We start from the raw sequence: 16,518 nt of genomic DNA, 5'->3' as shown, positions 1-16,518 counted from the left end.
AAGAAACCGCTTGTGAATTCATTACCGTGGACGAAATCATTTTACCGCTTTCAACAAACACGGAGGTAGATGTCATGATTTTGGGGCTCGTTCCAGAGAGGTTGAGAGGCGAGAATAGCCTCTCATTAAAAAAACAAATTTTATAAGTCAAAAAACTATTTTTATTTGCCAATCTTCTAAAATTACTTTACACATCAAAAGGTGTTTTGGTCGCATACGCAACGACCAATAGGGCCTTGAAAACCCGAAAACTCAAACATGAATCTACCCCACTTTGCAGGTATCCTAGAATTCTGGGAGTTTTTGCACTGTCTAGGTGCTTACCAGCACTAAAAGCAAAAAAGGCTGATTAGGTTTCAGTATTTTCAAGCTCTCGGAATACGCATAAGAGGCGCTCGCAACCGGCGGGAGGAAAAATGCAAACCAACAATCTTAATATTGATCTTCTGGTCGGCAAAAGAATTCGCTTGAGACGAAAAAGGCTGGGAATGTCTCAAACAACTTTAGGAAACGCTTTAGGCGTCAGCTTCCAACAAATTCAAAAATATGAAAAAGGCTTAAATCGTGTGAGTAGCAGGGCGTTTAATGGAAATTTCCGATTTCCTTTTTTTATGCGGATATCATGCCAAAACAACAGCCTCCATACCACCATGATGAAGCGATCTTTAGTAGAGAAGAATACCTACTGCTCAAAAAATTTAGAGTGCTAACAACAGTAAAACAGAAAGCAATTTTGCAGTTACTCTCGGATGAGAATGCAAGCTAACATCATGTAACTCGTGCACACCACGTTCTCGATAACGCGATACACACTATAGAGCCTATACGCTCTCTTCTCCTCAACATTTCACGTTTTTCATAAGCAGTTCTTCATAAGCAGTTTATTGTGTATTTGTAAAAATAGCCTCATGGTAGACGCTTTTTTATTTTAGGGTGATGCATATTGATAAGAGAAGGTACCTCTGTTAGTCATTCTTTCATTATCGTTGTAAAGGTGTTTAAAATAGCACTGTTTAAAACAGTCTGGTTCTTATCAACGTTTATGCTATCTTTATAAAGGGACCTAAAAACCTCCCTTAACTGAAATGAAAAATAAGAAAGCCATGGGATTTTGATGCGGCTTGTAATGATGAAAAAAAAATGTGAAAATTCTGATCGATAATGAGGAGGAGATATCGATGATTAAGAGAGGTTTTAAACTGCTTATCCTAGGAATGATAGGGCTTACAAGTTCTGTTATAAATTCTGCTGGAAACACTGATGAATCCGAAAATTTTGAACACTCTTTCAATACGATTCAAGAATCTTCCCCCCCAGAAGAACCTTTTCACCCCTTAAAAGCTGGAGACTATGACCAAGCCTATGACTATTACATCCAAGGCTATTATTTAAAAGCTTTTCGAGAAGCCCTTCGACGCGCTGAAAAAAATGATCCTTTTGCGCAAACGCTTCTTGCCCGAATTTATATGGAGGGATGTGCTGTTCCTGTTGATGGGGCACGGGCTGCTTTATGGTTTGAACGCGCTGCAAAACAAGGAGAACCCCAAGCGCAACTTCGCTATGGGCTTATGTTGTTTGATGGAAATTTTGTAAAACAAAATCAAGAACTTGGTGCACAGTTTATTCGAAAAGCTGTCAAGGCAGGCGTTAAGGAAGCTTATTTTTATTATGGACAATTGCTTCTTTATAAAGCCTCCCAGGAAAAACAAAATCTTCCCGGCGTTTCTTCTTCAAGCCATGAAAATGAAGCCATCGAGCAAGCTTTAAAATGGTACCTAAAAGGGGCTGCTCTTGGAGATGCTGAAGCTGCTTTTGCGGCGGCAAAAATTCTTTCCTTAGGCACATTAAATCGACCAAAGGATGATCGTAATGCCCGCAAACTGATGGAAGCCGCGGCTCAAAATAACCACTTAAAAGCGCAACTTTATTTAGCACAATGGCTGATACAGGGCCGTGGAGGAGAAAAAGATTTTGACCATGCCTTTCATTTGCTGCTTCACAATGCCACCAACATGGTTGCCCCTGCTCAAATTTCTCTTGCAAGACTGTATCGAGACGGCATCGGAACAAAAGGCGATATAATAATGGCAGCAGCATGGTATATGATTGCAAAGGAAGCCAAAATGCAAGCCCCTGATCTTGAAAAAATGCTCCAAGGTATGGACAACAAACAACAAGAAAAGGCGCGCAAAGAAGCAATAAAACTCCTTCCTGTTTTTTAAAACGCTCTGTATCATTTGCTGAACACTATCCAATGTGCAAAATAAGCTATCCGCGACACTGTAAAATCGCGACACTGTAAAATATTGTTCTCAAAATATGAAAAGATCAGAGGATCAAAAGAGCACTGCTTTCTTTGTCTATAAATGAAAAAACATAGTACTTCTCGTTTAAAAAGCTATTTTTTATTGCCAATCTGCTGAAATTACTTTACACATTAATAAAAGGTGTTTTGGTCGCATACATGGCGACCAATAGGGCTCTAAAACCCCGAAAACTCAAACATGAATTTATCCCACTTTGTGGGTATCCCGGAATTCCGGGAGTTTTTGCACTGTCTAGGTGCTTACCAGCACTAAAAGCAAAAAAGCTGATTTGAGTTCAGTGTTTTAGACTCCCAGAATACGCATAAGAGGCGCTTGCACTAAGCGGGGGGCAAATGCAATCTCAAAATCTTAATATTGATCTTTTAGTCGGCAAAAAAATTCGCTTAAGACGAAAAATACTTAAAATGTCTCAAAAAACCTTAGGGGATGCTTTAGGCGTAAGCTTCCAACAAATTCAAAAATATGAAAACGGCTTAAATCGTGTAAGCGCGGGGCGTTTAATGGAGATTTCCGATATCCTCAATGTTCCGATTTCCTTTTTTTATGCCGATATCACCACAAAACAACACCCTCCATACCATCACGATGAAGTCATCTCGAACACTGAAGAATACCTGTTGCTTAAAAGATTTAGAACGCACACCACTCTAAAAAAGAAAGCCTTTTTACAGCTCATTATGGATGAGAATGCAAGCTAACACCACGCACTAGCACACCACATTCTCTATAAAACGAAACGCGCTATAAGGTGCACCACGCTCTTTTCTTACCTCATACACCTTTAAAGGACACAAAGCCCCTTCCCGATCCAATTTCTCAGCAATCAGGCATCTCACAGAACACAACTCCGCTTTCCGTTTCATGGGATTGATTTCACAAGATTATTCGGACAAGTTTCCCCGCACAATATCCACGCGTCATTCTCATAAAACAACGCCTCATGGTTTTACAAAATTTCTATCACCAGTATTTCTATCATCCGTCTCAATGAGATTTTACAACACAACGGAATAAATTTCCCCAAAATCCTCAAAAGTCTCAAAAATTTTTGTGCAATTTTTTAAAAAGCTTGCGTCTTGGCACTTTTTATGGTCTTGCAAAGAACTGAAAAGCAAAAATACATCAAGGTCCCTTTTGTCCTTAAGCTTTTCTCTGCAAAGCTCATAAGAAAACTTATGAGAAAAGACCATGAGAAAATCCATGGTAAGACAGATGAAAAGCCCACAAAGACCATGAGGAAACCGCAAAACGAACAAGAGGTTTTGAACCTAAAAACAACAAAAGAGTTTACTGTTAAGGCAGCAAAAAAAGCGCCGTAAGGACAAAGTAAGAAAACTCTTTTTGCAAGAAGAGAATTGGATAGAAACGATGAAAATTAATGGCAATGAAATTCGCCCTGGTAATGTGATTGAGCATCAAGGAAGCTTATGGGTTGCTGTGAAATGCAACGCCGTAAAACCTGGAAAAGGTGGTGCATTTAATCAAGTTGAACTAAAAAATTTGCTTGATGGTACAAAACTCAATGAACGTTTTCGTTCTGCTGAAACGGTAGAGCGCGTACGCCTTGAACAAAAGGATTTTACCTTTCTCTATCAACAAGGGGATGCCCTCGTCTTTATGGATTCAGAATCGTATGAACAATTGGAATTGCAAAAAGATTTTGTTGGAGAACGTGCTGCTTTCTTGCAAGATGGGATGACTGTCACAGTTGAACTTTATCAAGAAAAGCCTATCGGCATTTCCCTTCCTGATCAAGTTGCTGTCACGATTGTGGAAGCTGATCCAGCTCTCAAAGGACAAACGGTGACCTCCTCTTATAAACCCGCCATTCTTGAAAATGGGATTCGTATTCTTGTTCCCCCTTTTATGAATGCCGGTGAGCGTATCATTGTCGACACCAACGAGTTGATCTATTTGCGTCGTGCAAATGAAAAAGATAAATAAAGGAACAACAAGATGGCCCATTCTGCAATCATGAATGTCATGGTGCAAGCTGCCATGAAAGCAGGACGCTCGCTCGTGCGTGATTATGGTGAAGTACAAAATTTGCAAGTGTCTTTGAAAGGGCCAGCCGATTACGTCAGTCAAGCAGACCGTAAAGCGGAAAAAATTATTTTCACTGAACTGAGCAAAGCACGCCCTAAATTTGGTTTTCTGATGGAAGAATCTAAAGAAATCATTGGAGAAGATTCACAACATCGTTTTATCGTTGACCCTTTAGATGGCACCACAAATTTTCTCCATGGCATTCCTTTTTTTGCCGTTTCCATTGCTTTAGAAAGCCAAGGCAAAATCGTTGCGGGGGTCATTTACAACCCGGTAAGTGATGAACTCTTTACCGCAGAGCGGGGTAGTGGTGCTTTTTTCAATGACCGGCGCTGTCGTGTTTCTGCGCGGCGCAGACTAGAAGATTGTGTCATTGCCACAGGCATGCCTCATTTTGGCCGCCCAGGTCATGGAACCTATCTCATTGAATTGCGCAATGTCATGATGGAAGTTGCTGGCCTTCGCCGTTTTGGCGCAGCAGCCCTTGATTTAGCCTATGTTGCAGCAGGTCGAACCGATGGCTATTGGGAAGACAACCTGCAAATTTGGGATATGGCTGCTGGAATCTTGATGGTTCGTGAAGCCGGTGGTTTTGTCACCGATAAAGAAGGCGGTGATGACATATTCCGCAAAAAGAATATCCTCGCCGGCAATGAACACATTCGCACCAAATTAGAAAGAATTCTCAAAAAAGGTATTTAAACCTCAAAAACAATTTTTAATGTGTCATCGCCAATTCACGGGCTTATTTTAAAGAGACATCTCTCAAGACACCCAAACCCATTTCGCCACTACGTCCGTGAATAATAGATAGTGGTAAATCCATTGATCACCACCACCTCTACGCTTATGAAGTAACAAGCCAGCACCATCGTTATATTTGCCAACTCGTGGATGTTGCCGAGAGCCCTTGCATTAAGAAGGTTCATAAGAGCCATTTTTAATCCTGTCTTATACAAATTTTATCCACACACTCATCCCACTTTTAACGTACAAGCGAATGGTTTTGATTGATTTAACATAGAGAGAGTTTAAATAAGACAATCTTAAGATATTCGAGACTCTCATTCAACATACAAAACAGTGAATTATCATTATAAATCAATGTATCATTGCCATTACCCCATTTTCTGTTGCCAAAGTCATGAGCCACAGTCTCATCAAATTGCGCAATGTGATGATAAAAGCCTTAAATCTTCCTCATTTTAGCACTGCTGCTCTTGATTGAGCCTATATTGCCACTCGCCAAACCAATGGCTTTTGAGAAGACAGCTCACAAATTTGCAATAAAACGATCCACATACTGATAATTCACAAAACCACCGGTTTTGTCACGGATAAAGAAAGTAGCAATGATATCTTCCGCAAAAAAAATATCCTCGCCGGCAATGAACAGATACGCACTAAGCTAGAGAAGAGCCTTTTAAAAAAGCTTAAACTTTATAATCTTTAAAAAACCCGTTAAGGCTCCTTAAAATCGGTCCCCCTCCTTAAAATTTTATAAAATCTTAAAAAAAAACAATGTGGAAGGAAGCTCTCAATTTTCTTTACAGACACAACAGAAAATAACCCATGAGATAATGACAAAACACCTTCACCAAACAATCAACACCCCCCCCTAAAGATTCAATGACAACTTAGCCAATATTATTAAACCTCCTGTTGTTTCATCGACCTCCCCTACAAACACGCTAAAAAGAAACATCGCAACAAAACACTTCAAGAGCAACAAGCACACCAAAAACAAGTCCCCTCCTCCTCTTAAGAAATCCCCCTACACAGCGCAAAAGCTTGCCTCCAAACGCCTCTCCTCTCTGCTAAGAGCTGTCATATATGCCTCTCACTGCTTTTCAATATTTTTTATAAAAATACGCAATTATACAAGTTCCCATGAATATACTCATTCATATAACAACGACCAACCTCTCCCTCTTTTAATTCTTATTCCAAATACTGTATCAAATATGCATGGGATTTATAAAAACGCACATTTTTATTCTCGAGAATTGCTTCCTGCATTTCTCTCATAAACTGTTTTTCCTCATTTTTGAGTTCCTTTTCGAGTGCCTCCACCTTCTCATCACCGAAAATGACTTTTAATTTTTCTTTTGAATTTCCTATTTTGACAAGCATTTTCCAAAAGATCCATTGATTATCACATTTCTTACTTGCCCCCTTCGTCCATTCTCTAACACCTAATTTATAAGCTTCTTCAAATGTTGGAGTCTCTTTAGCAATGCATAAACCCTTTTTCTTTTCCTTATCTCTTTCTCTATAAACATCAATGTCATATCTAACTGTGGAAGAACGACAATCTTCATCAAAGGAAATATATCCTTCTTTCACCGTATCAATAAGCTGCTTATAGTAAATAAAAGTTTTTCTTGCCGCTTTATAAGCATTAGAAATATCATACAATAATGACAGAAGTTCTCTCTTACAAATGCACAGTTCGCAACCAGGTAGACTACCAAATCCTCTCTGTATCTTTTCTAGCGTTTCATATTCTGTGTATTTAGGTATATCTTCAAAGTAGATTTCCATAGATGCTAGCTCTTCATAGAGCCCTGAAGCTTTATCTTTTTGTTGTTGTTCGTATTCCGCTGTAATCATATCATCAATCATATATAACCACCAATGAAACAACAACATCGTAGGCTTATACTGCTTTTTTTTCGTAAGAGGATTTACAAATTTTCGCAATTTTATGCCATTCTGCCTCATTAATCGTACGACTTTACGATAAGTTTGCTTAAAAATTGGGCGCCTCATTAATTCATTTATTCTTTCAATCTGCTCAGTAGTAAATTCTACTCTCAGCGCATCCTCATAAAGAAAAAATGTATCTGCATATCCTTGAGCACAAATATCTTTCACCACCACCGGATGTTGCTGTTCGCTAATTTGAGAAAAGTCTCCAGGACTTTTTATCTCCAGTATACTTCTCTCCCATTGCCTTACTCCCTCATCCCATTGTTTAATCCATTCTTGTGATATTTTTCGCGTTTTTTGAAAAAGCCTTTGCTCTCCCTGTGCAAGAATATTTTGATATATCGCACACTCTCGATCTTTTAGCTGCAGCAATTTCTCATATTGCTCAATTTGTTCACTTAATTGCTTTTTCTGATAATTGGCAAGTGCCAGAATTAAATTCTCTATAAAATAGGCTATAATTGCTACAATTAACAAGGTCTTCATTGAGAATTCGAAATACCAAAGCGCACCGAGTATGATGATAAATAAAATCGTATCGCCGAATCCTGCATTCCAGCCTTTCTCTATTGCCTTCCAAAGTCCGTAAATTATAATTCCTGCTATGATTATTCCTACTATAACTATGACAGTATCGTGATCACTCATTTTGGCTCTCTTTTTTCCTCATCAACATTTCATACAGCTCTCTCATCAATCCCTCGATATAGTATCATTATGTGTATATATGATTCACAATATTCTACATATACTATTTTAATAGAAGTTGTATACAAAATATAGATGTTCCTATTAAGGAATACAACAATTTGTATTTAATTATACTGCTTTGGTGATTGATGCACTTTAAAGAAAAGCCAGCCCTCAAAATTGATAAGCATGACTTAAAAAAGAGTGCTGTTTATTGCCCTTAAAGAGACGGCTCTTGTATCAAGATCTCTTATTCGGGTGAAAATTGCAATTTTGCAAGATAAGCATAAGCGCCATTTTTTGCCACAAGTTCGGCATGGGTTCCCTCTTCCACAAGGACACCTTTCTCCATCACAAGAATACGATCCGCTTTTAAAATTGTTGCCAAACGGTGCGCAATCACCAATGTTGTGCGTTTTTTCATCAGCCCTTCTAAGGCTTCTTGCACAAGTCTTTCACTGTTTGCATCTAAAGCAGATGTCGCTTCATCAAGCAGTAAGAGGGGTGCATTTCTTAAAATTGCCCGCGCAATACCGATGCGCTGCTTCTGCCCCCCAGAAAGCATGGTGCCGCGTTCTCCCACTTGTGTATCCAAGCCATCAGGTAAAGATTCAATAAATTCAAGGGCATTAGCGGCTTTAGCAGCAGCAATAATATCCTCTTCCATAGCATTTTCAGTCCCGAAAACAATATTATCGCGCAATGTACCATCAAAAATAGCAACATCTTGGGGAACATAAGAAATTGCACCACGTAAATCCTTTAAAGAGAGGCGATCAATCTCCACACCATCAAGTCGAATTCTTCCACTTGTTGGGTCATAAAAACGCAAGATTAAAGAAAAAAGTGTGCTTTTTCCTGCCCCTGAAGCGCCAACAAAAGCAACCGTTTCACCAGCTTTGATAGAAAAGGAAAGCGCGCGTAAAATCTTCTCTTGCGGTCTAGAGGGATAAGTAAAATCAACATGATCAAAAACAAGTTCACCTCGAACAGGTTTTGTCAAAGAGACAGGATCTTTAGGCGCTAAAATCATGGGTTGTTCTTGCAATAATTCAGCCAATCGTTCAGCAGCGCCTGCGGCTTGGATTAATTCAGCCCCCAATTCCGATAATTGCGCAAAGGTTGAGGCACCAAAAACGGCATAAAGGACAAATTGCCCTAAAGTGCCCCCTGTCATCGTTCCATTCAAAACATCACGCGATCCAATCCACAACACAGCAACCACACTGCTAAACACAAGAAAAATGGCAAAGCCCGTAAAAAAGGAACGCAAAATCACAGAAGCCCGCGCTGTCTGAAAGGCGCGTTCTACCAACTGAGAAAAACGTGTTGCAACAAGTTTTTCAGCGGTAAAAGCTTGCACCGTGCGAATAGCGCTAACCTGCTCTGTTGCCACAGCATTGGCATCAGCAAGACGATCTTGCGCCGCACGCGTACGCGCACGAACTTTGCGCCCAAAAACCACCAAAGGAATTGCCACAACAGGAATAGCAGCTAGAACCAGCAGAGATAATTTAGCATTGGTGATCACCATCATCACGACAGCGCCGATCACGATAATCAGCTGACGCAAAGCCGTAGAGGCGGTTGAGCCAACGGCCAATTTTATTTGTGTTGTATCTGTTAGAAGTCTTGAAACAATCTCGCCTGAATGCGACCGATCAAAAAAAGCAGGAGAAAGTTTCATAATATGGACAAACACATCACGCCGTAAATCGGCAACAATCCGTTCTCCCAATGTGATAACACAATAATAACGGCAAGCTGAAGAAAAGGCGAGAATCAAAGCTAATCCAAACAAAATTGCGAAATAAAAATTGATATATCCATGGCTTGAATGAGAAAAACCATGATCAAACATTTGGCGGATCGCTATGGGCAAAGCTAATGTGACAAGAGCTGCAACAGATAAAGCAACAAAAGCAAATATAAACAACCAGCGATAGCGCAAAAGATAAGGAACAAAAATGGCAAGCGAAGAGAATGAAGATTTTTTAAGAGAAGGCTTTGTAGATTTTTCTGAATGATGATATAATTTCATAAAACTTCGCTCACTCTATTAAATGATTTAAACACGTGACACAATGATGCATCTTGAACACTTGTTTTTTGATGCATGCTCAGCTATAGGAGTAAATACTTTAATCAGTGTATCAAAAAGACAAAGGAAGCGCACTTAAAAAATCGAGTAAGTGTTCTTTCATTCTATAAACGCAAAAGGTTTGACGCATGAAAGCGAATATTCATCCTAACTATCATAAAATTACCGTTGTTATGACGGATGGAACCCAATATACAACGCGCTCCACTTGGGGAAAAGAAGGGGATACCCTTAATTTAGACATTGATCCAAGAACGCATCCCGCATGGACAGGTGGGTCGCAGACACTTGTAGACCGTGGCGGACGCCTTTCTAAGTTCAAAAATCGTTTTGGCAATATTGGTATGTAAAAAACTCATTCTCATGAGGCACAAAGATTTTAAACAAAACGATTGCCTCGTTAAGCGATGAGGCTTTTTTGTGCTGTAAAGAGTACATTTTAAGATGTTAATTTAAAAACGTATCCAACAGAAATATATCGGTCTCAAACCCTTATAAAGCGTGATGGCTGCGTTTTTTAAATTTAAAGATCATTTGAGATATCAACATAAACCTCCTCTCATGGGGCATAAACATTTCAAATAAAAGGATTGCAAACAGTTCATCTTTTTTGAACTGAAAATACCCATGAAGAGGACATTCTTGCCGCTGCTCAAGCGGCTAATACACTTGAACTTATTCAAGCTTTACCAGATGGCTTGGTGACAGAAATCGGAAAGCGTGGTACCATCCTTTCTTAAAGGCAAAACAACGCATGAGTATTGCACGTGCGATTTTTAAAATGCCCCCTTTGTTGCAATCTGGCACCATCATTAATTTGCCAAATCCCAATGTTGCTACAGCCCTTGGTACTTAAGATATTCCATTATGGGCATTTTACTTTATAGTTTTTATCCATAAGGGCTTCCCCCCGCTTGTAACGTGCAAGCGAATGGTTTTGGTTGATTCAACATAAAAACAGATTTGAAACGAGAGAATTCTCCAATGTTTGGAACTCTCATTCAATATACAAAACAATGAATTATTATAAATCAAAGCGTTGTAGCTTAATTGAGCAACATCTGCTTTAGATGCAAACAGTGAAAAGTTGGTGCAAAAAGCCTTAGAAGGCTTGATGGAAAATCGTATAACTTTGGTAATTGCTCACCGTTTGGCAATAATTTTAAAAGCGGATCGTATTCTCGTGATGGATAAAGGCGTCCTTGTGAAAGAGGGAGCCTATGCTGAACTTGTGGCAAAAAATGGTGTTTATGCTTATCTCGCAAAACTGCAACTTTCACCCAAATAAGAGCTCTTGATACAAGAGCAGTACTTTTAAGGGCATAAATACCACTCTTTACAGCTATGCTTATCAATTTAAAAGGGCTCATGGAAAAAGAGGAGCAAGAATTGAGATGTTTTTCTTCTTAAATTCTGGCTGTTCTTTTCTCTGCGTGAGAAGAATCATTTTTTATAAAAACGCTTCCTTTGTGTGCAGAATATAAAACGATAGCAAGTTAGTCTCTATGGATCATTAAGGTGTGCAAAGAGCTCTCTTCATAACGGCACTGTCATGTTGATTTATAAGGATAAATTCATTGTTTTTCATGAGAGATCATCATATCATGGGATTTTCTCATATCAATGCCTCATAGAGAGTCACACAAAATCTCTTGCTTAGAAATCACAATAGGTAATCAACTAATTCGACATCTATACCCACAAAGCGAAATATTACGTGCCAATTTTCCTTTATAGTCATTAACCAAGAGCCTTCAAAATGACCTTTTAGCAAATAGAGCTAAAAGGATGAATCATTCAAAAATTATTTTATGATATAGCTCTATCACGAGCATCTAAAATACGCCTTTGTTGCTAAATATAAACGACTTTTCCCCTTATAGCGTATTAGTTTTTTAGAAGGCTTTAGACCCTTTATATTAAAATCAAAAAATCATAATTGGATTATATTGCATAAAGATGCTTTCTCAATTTTCCATTTAGCACACGATAACATACCATTTAGGCCCCCTGAGAAGCTTTCTCCCCTTATAGCATAATTTCATAAGCCGCGTGAAAAGAACACAATAAGCCGTTTTGAGGTCTTCTTAAGGTCAAGGACACCGTTAGGCGCCCTGTAAGGTTTTCCTTGAGCTTTTAAGGTCCCCAAGATTTGTTATAGTCCCTTCATTAAATGCAGCTCTAATGTCATGATTTTTGAGAACGATTATTAAGCAATTTGAGAGGCTGTCCGCCTCTCATTTTGATTTATACACAACCAAAGTACGCTCTCTTTATTCAGGGAGAATAAGAACATACCCTGGAGGCGCTAAACGGTATAAGAGAGCATCATACCCCCACATAGCATACATGCTGCAAACAGAAAAAACGCCTTCACCAATTGCTAAGGGTAATGTGAGCGATATACCGGCTTCATCTGCTGTTGCTTCGCGACGTTCTAAGAGATATCCAAAAAAAAAGAAAAGGCACGCGAATCCACTCGCACCCGCAAAGAATTTTAGTACGATATGAACCAATCCACGCATATTGAATAGGATAAGAAAAATTGTAAAAATAAACACTCCGAATATTCCAGCGAATACCCCACATACGATATTGCAAAATTTTCGCATCATAATTGCAGAAACGCTCTTTTCTGCGTATCGATTTTTTTTGGTGCTTGTATTCTTAGAAGATATGCTGTCCACAACTCCCCCCTCGATTTTAAAGCCAAAATGCTACGAAATTAATTTTTTATAATGATATCATCATAAAAGACAAGAAAAATTTATTCATTTTAACGAAAAAAGAAGTGTTTTATTGAGATATATTTTCTTTCGCAAGAGTTATTCAACCCGTTCGTCAATGAAAGATGACCCCCATTGAAAGGAAAGCTATCCTGACGCACAAAAGCTTCATAAGCTGTATGTCTAATCTACTTAGAAATCACAACTCCCCAATCGAGCCGCTTATCTGCTTTTGAAACTGCAATCAAATGGATTCTGATGATGACAAACAGTGATAGCATGAAAAAAGAAAATATCACAATATCAAACTCTTCAATATAAGATCATCTTTATGATTTTTACTTAAAAAATAAGCCCCCCTCATGAGCGATAACACACTGCTGCGCATTCATAAATTTCCTTTAAAGCACCATCTTCCCTTCCTATAAACGCACCTATCCCGCAATCTTACCTCACAATGCCACGCATAAAGACTTTTAAAACGCCCAAGGAGAAAACTCTCTAACAAAGCTTTCAAGCCTAAAACGCTCCCATCATTTTTATCATGATGAGAGTTCCAAAATCACGCAGAAACAGGCAAAATATCCCCGCATTTAAGCATAGAGCAATTCAAACGCTTTCCTTTTCTTGGCTCTTTTGTCCCCTGTTCTTTTGTCTTCTTTTGTCCCCTGTTCTTTTGTCCTTTGTCCTAAAGCGCCAAATGGTTCATCCGCGCACGATGACAAAATGCCTTTTGGGCAACAGCAATATTTTCATGGCGACCAGCCCATGCTTTTAAAGCAGCCGCTTGCAAGGCGCGTCGATCAAGAAAAAGTCAATTTCCAAGGCAAAGCGCCCAAAGAATTCATAGCCGATAAATGTGCCGTTACTTCCTGATCAGATAGCCCGAAAGACAAGAAAAGCAATTCTTAAGAACAGCGGAAGGGACAGTTTGTTTAAGCACACGGACGGTCTTTTCAGCGACCTCTTCAACACCAGCCTTGGCGTACATCCTTATCCCCAATCACCCTATTGGGCTTTAAAATCATTCCCTCTAAAATAACACGGGCTTCAAATAATTCTTTAAAGACAGTTGTCAAAACAGTGCGTGTCACCTCAAAGCAACGAGCAATGGAATGCTGACACGATGATCCATCCATTAGCACAGACCATTCAACAATCGGCATACTCCTATCTCGAAATTATTGAACCCAAAAAAAGAACTATACTCTTATATCAAAGATATCAAAAAACACAATTCGCAAGAGCTTGTGCACTTTGATTGCCTTCTTAGCTAGCAAAACGTTTGCATCAAGGACAATCACCGCACAACCCTTATGGGAATTCAAGTCTAGAGCAATTCAAGCGCTTTCCTTTTCTTGGCTCTTTGTCCATTGTCCTAAAGCAGCCAAATGGTTCATCCGCGCACGATGACAAAATGCCTTTTGGGCAACAGCAATATTTTCATGGCGACCAGCCCATGCTTTTAAAGCAGCCGCTTGCAATGCCCGTCCATAAGAAAAAGTCAATTTCCAAGGCAATGCCCCTAAACTATTCATGGCAGACAAATGAGCTGTCGCTTCTTGATCTGATTGTCCTCCAGAGAGAAAAGCAATTCCTGGAACAGCACAAGGGACAGTTTGTTTAAGCACACGAACGGTCTTTTCAGCCACCTCTTCAACACCAGCCTTGCGCGCATCCTTGCCATCAATCACCATATTGGGTTTTAAAATCATCCCCTCTAAAACAACACGGGCTTCAAACAATTCTTTAAAGACAGTTGTCAAAACAGCGCGTGTCACCTCAAAGCAACGGGCAATGGAATGCTGACACGATGGTCCATCCATCAGCACCTCCGGTTCAACAATCGGCACAATATTGAGTTCCTGACATAAAGCAGCATAACGGGCAAGAGCTTGTGCATTTTGATTAATGGCGCTTCTTGTTGGCAGCGTGTGTGCATCAATGGCAATCACCGCACGCCATTTCGCAAAACGGGCGCCCAAAGCATAATAGTCTTTTAACCGCTCACGGAGACCATCCAACCCTTCAGTAATTGTCTCTTGGGGAAAAGCAGCCAAGGGCTTAGCACCGGTATCCACTTTAATTCCTGGCAAACCGCCCGCCTCCCGAATAAGATCCGTCAACATTTGCCCTGTTGATGCTTTTTGTCGAATGGTTTCATCAAATAAAATAACACCAGAGATAGCACTTTCCATAGCTTCTTTTGCGCTAAAAAGCATTTCACGATAAGCACGGCGGTTATCCTCATTGGACTCAACACCAATGCTTTCAAAACGCTTACCAATTGTTGCCGTACTTTCATCGGCAGCCAAAATACCCTTACCAGCATGCACCAGAGAAAGTGCTATATCTTCAAGACGTTCATTCATAAAAAATTCCTCTTTATTTTATCGCATTTTCAACATCAACAATATGATCATCATACTTGACACAGCCCATGATCTTACAGCTTTTTCAATTTTCCCTTCAACAAAGTCTTTAAGCTTGCATGAGAGCAAGAATACCAGGAAGCACCTTACCTTCCATCCATTCCAAAAAAGCCCCTCCTGCAGTTGAGAGATAAGTAAAATCATTAGCAACACCCGCATGATTAAGAGCAAAAACTGTATCGCCTCCTCCCGCAACTGAAACCAACTTGCCCATCAAACTGCGTTCTGCGGCATGGCGTGCAACGGCAATTGTTCCTTTATCAAAGGGAAGCATCTCAAAAACACCAAGAGGTCCATTCCACACAAGAGTCGCAGCCTTATCTATCGCGCTTTTGATATGAGCAATAGAGCGCGTTCCAATATCCAATATCATGCCATCCGCAGGAATATCGCTAATATCATAAAGACGATGCGGTGCATTTTTTTCAAAGCGAAATCCAACGATAGCATCCATAGGCAATAGAAGCGTACAGTGACATTCCTGCGCTTTTTTAATAATTTTTTTGATGGTTTCCATCAATTCGTATTCACACAGTGACTTCCCCACATGAATGCCTTGCGCGGATAAAAAACTATTGGCCATCCCACCCCCAATAACCAAGGAGTCGACTTTTTCCACCAAATGATTGAGAACAAAAAGCTTACTGGAAACTTTTGCCCCTCCCACCAGAGCGACCACAGGATGCGTTGGATTTCCAAGTCCTTTTTCTAAGGCCTGCAATTCTCCTTGCAGCGATCTCCCCGCATAAGAGGGCAACAAATGCGTTATTCCCTCCACCGAAGCATGGGCACGATGAGAAACCGAAAAAGCATCATTGACATAAAGATCCCCATTATGGGCCAAAGCTTCTGCAAAAGAACAATCATTCTTTTCCTCACCGGCATAAAACCGAACATTTTCGAGTAATACAACACCCCCATTTTGCAATGTCTCCACCGCTATCTGTGCAGCTGAACCAATACAGTCAGGCGCAAAAGCAACCGGCTGTTTTATGATCTTTTCCAGCACCGGTACAACAGGACGAAGTGAAAATTCTGACTCGACCTTTCCTTTAGGACGACCACAATGAGAGAGCAGAATAAGCTTGGCTCCCCGCTTTTGCAGTTCAACGAGCGTTTCTTTATGGCGTTTAAGACGCGTTTCATCGCAAACTTTACCCTGTGCCATAGGAACATTAAAATCCACCCGCACAAGCACACGCTTTCCAGCAACATCAACATCATCAAGTGTACGAAAGCCCATTCGCTATTTCCTCTTCACTTTCCGTTGTTTTAAACAAAAATGCATCGAACAAACCTGCTTAATTTTCTTTCCACTAAAACCTCTTCTTTTCTTTTATAGGTCTCCTCTTTGTTTTTGCATGAAAAGGACCAACAACAGCCCCCTTCTCTCAACTCTCTGTCTGAAAATCAAAAGTATCCATGGTCAAATGTACAAAAGCCCCACATTGCTCTTAATCTTCTCCATTCCATTGTTTCCAACA

Annotated in this window: 11 protein-coding genes and 3 pseudogenes; 7 read left to right on the top strand and 7 right to left on the bottom strand. The window is 39.9% G+C overall.

Going from position 1 to position 16,518, the window contains the following annotated elements; all coding sequences use genetic code 11:
- Nucleotides 1–416: 416 nt before the first annotated feature.
- The 5 genes and pseudogenes from PVV59_RS05030 to PVV59_RS05010 all read left to right on the top strand — a co-directional run bounded on the left by PVV59_RS05030 (nucleotide 417) and on the right by PVV59_RS05010 (nucleotide 5,075).
- Nucleotides 417–766: pseudogene (locus PVV59_RS05030) on the top strand (helix-turn-helix domain-containing protein).
- Between the two features lie 412 nt (nucleotides 767–1,178).
- On the top strand, nucleotides 1,179–2,222 hold the full coding sequence (locus PVV59_RS05025) for a tetratricopeptide repeat protein (RefSeq protein WP_273754989.1): 1,044 nt from the start codon (nucleotides 1,179–1,181) through the stop codon (nucleotides 2,220–2,222).
- 437 nt (nucleotides 2,223–2,659) lie between these two features.
- Nucleotides 2,660–3,025 (top strand): helix-turn-helix domain-containing protein, encoded by a 366-nt coding sequence (locus PVV59_RS05020; RefSeq protein WP_273754987.1) that lies wholly within the window; start codon nucleotides 2,660–2,662, stop codon nucleotides 3,023–3,025.
- 670 nt (nucleotides 3,026–3,695) lie between these two features.
- Nucleotides 3,696–4,271 (top strand): elongation factor P, encoded by a 576-nt coding sequence (gene efp, locus PVV59_RS05015; RefSeq protein ID WP_144752673.1) that lies wholly within the window; start codon nucleotides 3,696–3,698, stop codon nucleotides 4,269–4,271.
- Between the two features lie 12 nt (nucleotides 4,272–4,283).
- Complete coding sequence (locus tag PVV59_RS05010) at nucleotides 4,284–5,075, top strand: inositol monophosphatase family protein (RefSeq protein WP_273754985.1); 792 nt, start codon at nucleotides 4,284–4,286, stop codon at nucleotides 5,073–5,075.
- Between the two features lie 1,239 nt (nucleotides 5,076–6,314).
- On the opposite strand, the gene PVV59_RS05005 is transcribed toward PVV59_RS05010, so the two are convergent.
- On the bottom strand, nucleotides 6,315–7,733 hold the full coding sequence (locus PVV59_RS05005; RefSeq protein ID WP_273754983.1) for a hypothetical protein: 1,419 nt from the start codon (nucleotides 7,731–7,733) through the stop codon (nucleotides 6,315–6,317).
- Between the two features lie 292 nt (nucleotides 7,734–8,025).
- Nucleotides 8,026–9,816: an ABC transporter transmembrane domain-containing protein gene (locus PVV59_RS05000; protein ID WP_273754980.1), complete on the bottom strand. Its 1,791-nt coding sequence runs from the start codon at nucleotides 9,814–9,816 to the stop codon at nucleotides 8,026–8,028.
- A gap of 188 nt (nucleotides 9,817–10,004) precedes the next feature.
- Here PVV59_RS05000 and rpmE point away from each other — a divergent pair, with 188 nt between their 5' ends.
- Both rpmE and PVV59_RS04990 read left to right on the top strand, forming a co-directional pair.
- Nucleotides 10,005–10,226: a 50S ribosomal protein L31 gene (gene rpmE, locus PVV59_RS04995; protein WP_005774581.1), complete on the top strand. Its 222-nt coding sequence runs from the start codon at nucleotides 10,005–10,007 to the stop codon at nucleotides 10,224–10,226.
- A 704-nt stretch (nucleotides 10,227–10,930) separates the two neighbouring features.
- Nucleotides 10,931–11,164, top strand: a pseudogene (locus PVV59_RS04990) (ABC transporter); the annotation flags it as partial.
- Nucleotides 11,165–12,149: 985 nt separating this feature from the next.
- On the opposite strand, the gene PVV59_RS04985 reads toward PVV59_RS04990, so the two are convergent.
- The 5 genes and pseudogenes from PVV59_RS04985 to PVV59_RS04965 all read right to left on the bottom strand — a co-directional run bounded on the left by PVV59_RS04985 (nucleotide 12,150) and on the right by PVV59_RS04965 (nucleotide 16,277).
- Nucleotides 12,150–12,491, bottom strand: coding sequence for a hypothetical protein (locus tag PVV59_RS04985; RefSeq protein WP_273754979.1), 342 nt, complete (start codon nucleotides 12,489–12,491; stop codon nucleotides 12,150–12,152).
- Between the two features lie 799 nt (nucleotides 12,492–13,290).
- Nucleotides 13,291–13,395, bottom strand: coding sequence for a class I fructose-bisphosphate aldolase (locus tag PVV59_RS04980; protein ID WP_273754977.1), 105 nt, complete (start codon nucleotides 13,393–13,395; stop codon nucleotides 13,291–13,293).
- 10 nt (nucleotides 13,396–13,405) lie between these two features.
- Nucleotides 13,406–13,741, bottom strand: a pseudogene (locus tag PVV59_RS04975) (class I fructose-bisphosphate aldolase).
- A 201-nt stretch (nucleotides 13,742–13,942) separates the two neighbouring features.
- Nucleotides 13,943–14,974: a class I fructose-bisphosphate aldolase gene (locus tag PVV59_RS04970; RefSeq protein ID WP_273754975.1), complete on the bottom strand. Its 1,032-nt coding sequence runs from the start codon at nucleotides 14,972–14,974 to the stop codon at nucleotides 13,943–13,945.
- Nucleotides 14,975–15,083: 109 nt separating this feature from the next.
- On the bottom strand, nucleotides 15,084–16,277 hold the full coding sequence (locus tag PVV59_RS04965; RefSeq protein WP_273754973.1) for a phosphoglycerate kinase: 1,194 nt from the start codon (nucleotides 16,275–16,277) through the stop codon (nucleotides 15,084–15,086).
- Nucleotides 16,278–16,518 lie beyond the last annotated feature (241 nt).

The sequence above is a fragment of the Bartonella sp. MM73XJBT.G genome (assembly GCF_028618435.1).
Classification (GTDB): Bacteria; Pseudomonadota; Alphaproteobacteria; order Rhizobiales; family Rhizobiaceae; genus Bartonella.
Note: the sequence above shows the minus strand (reverse complement) of the source record. Positions and strands in the feature narration are given on the sequence as shown.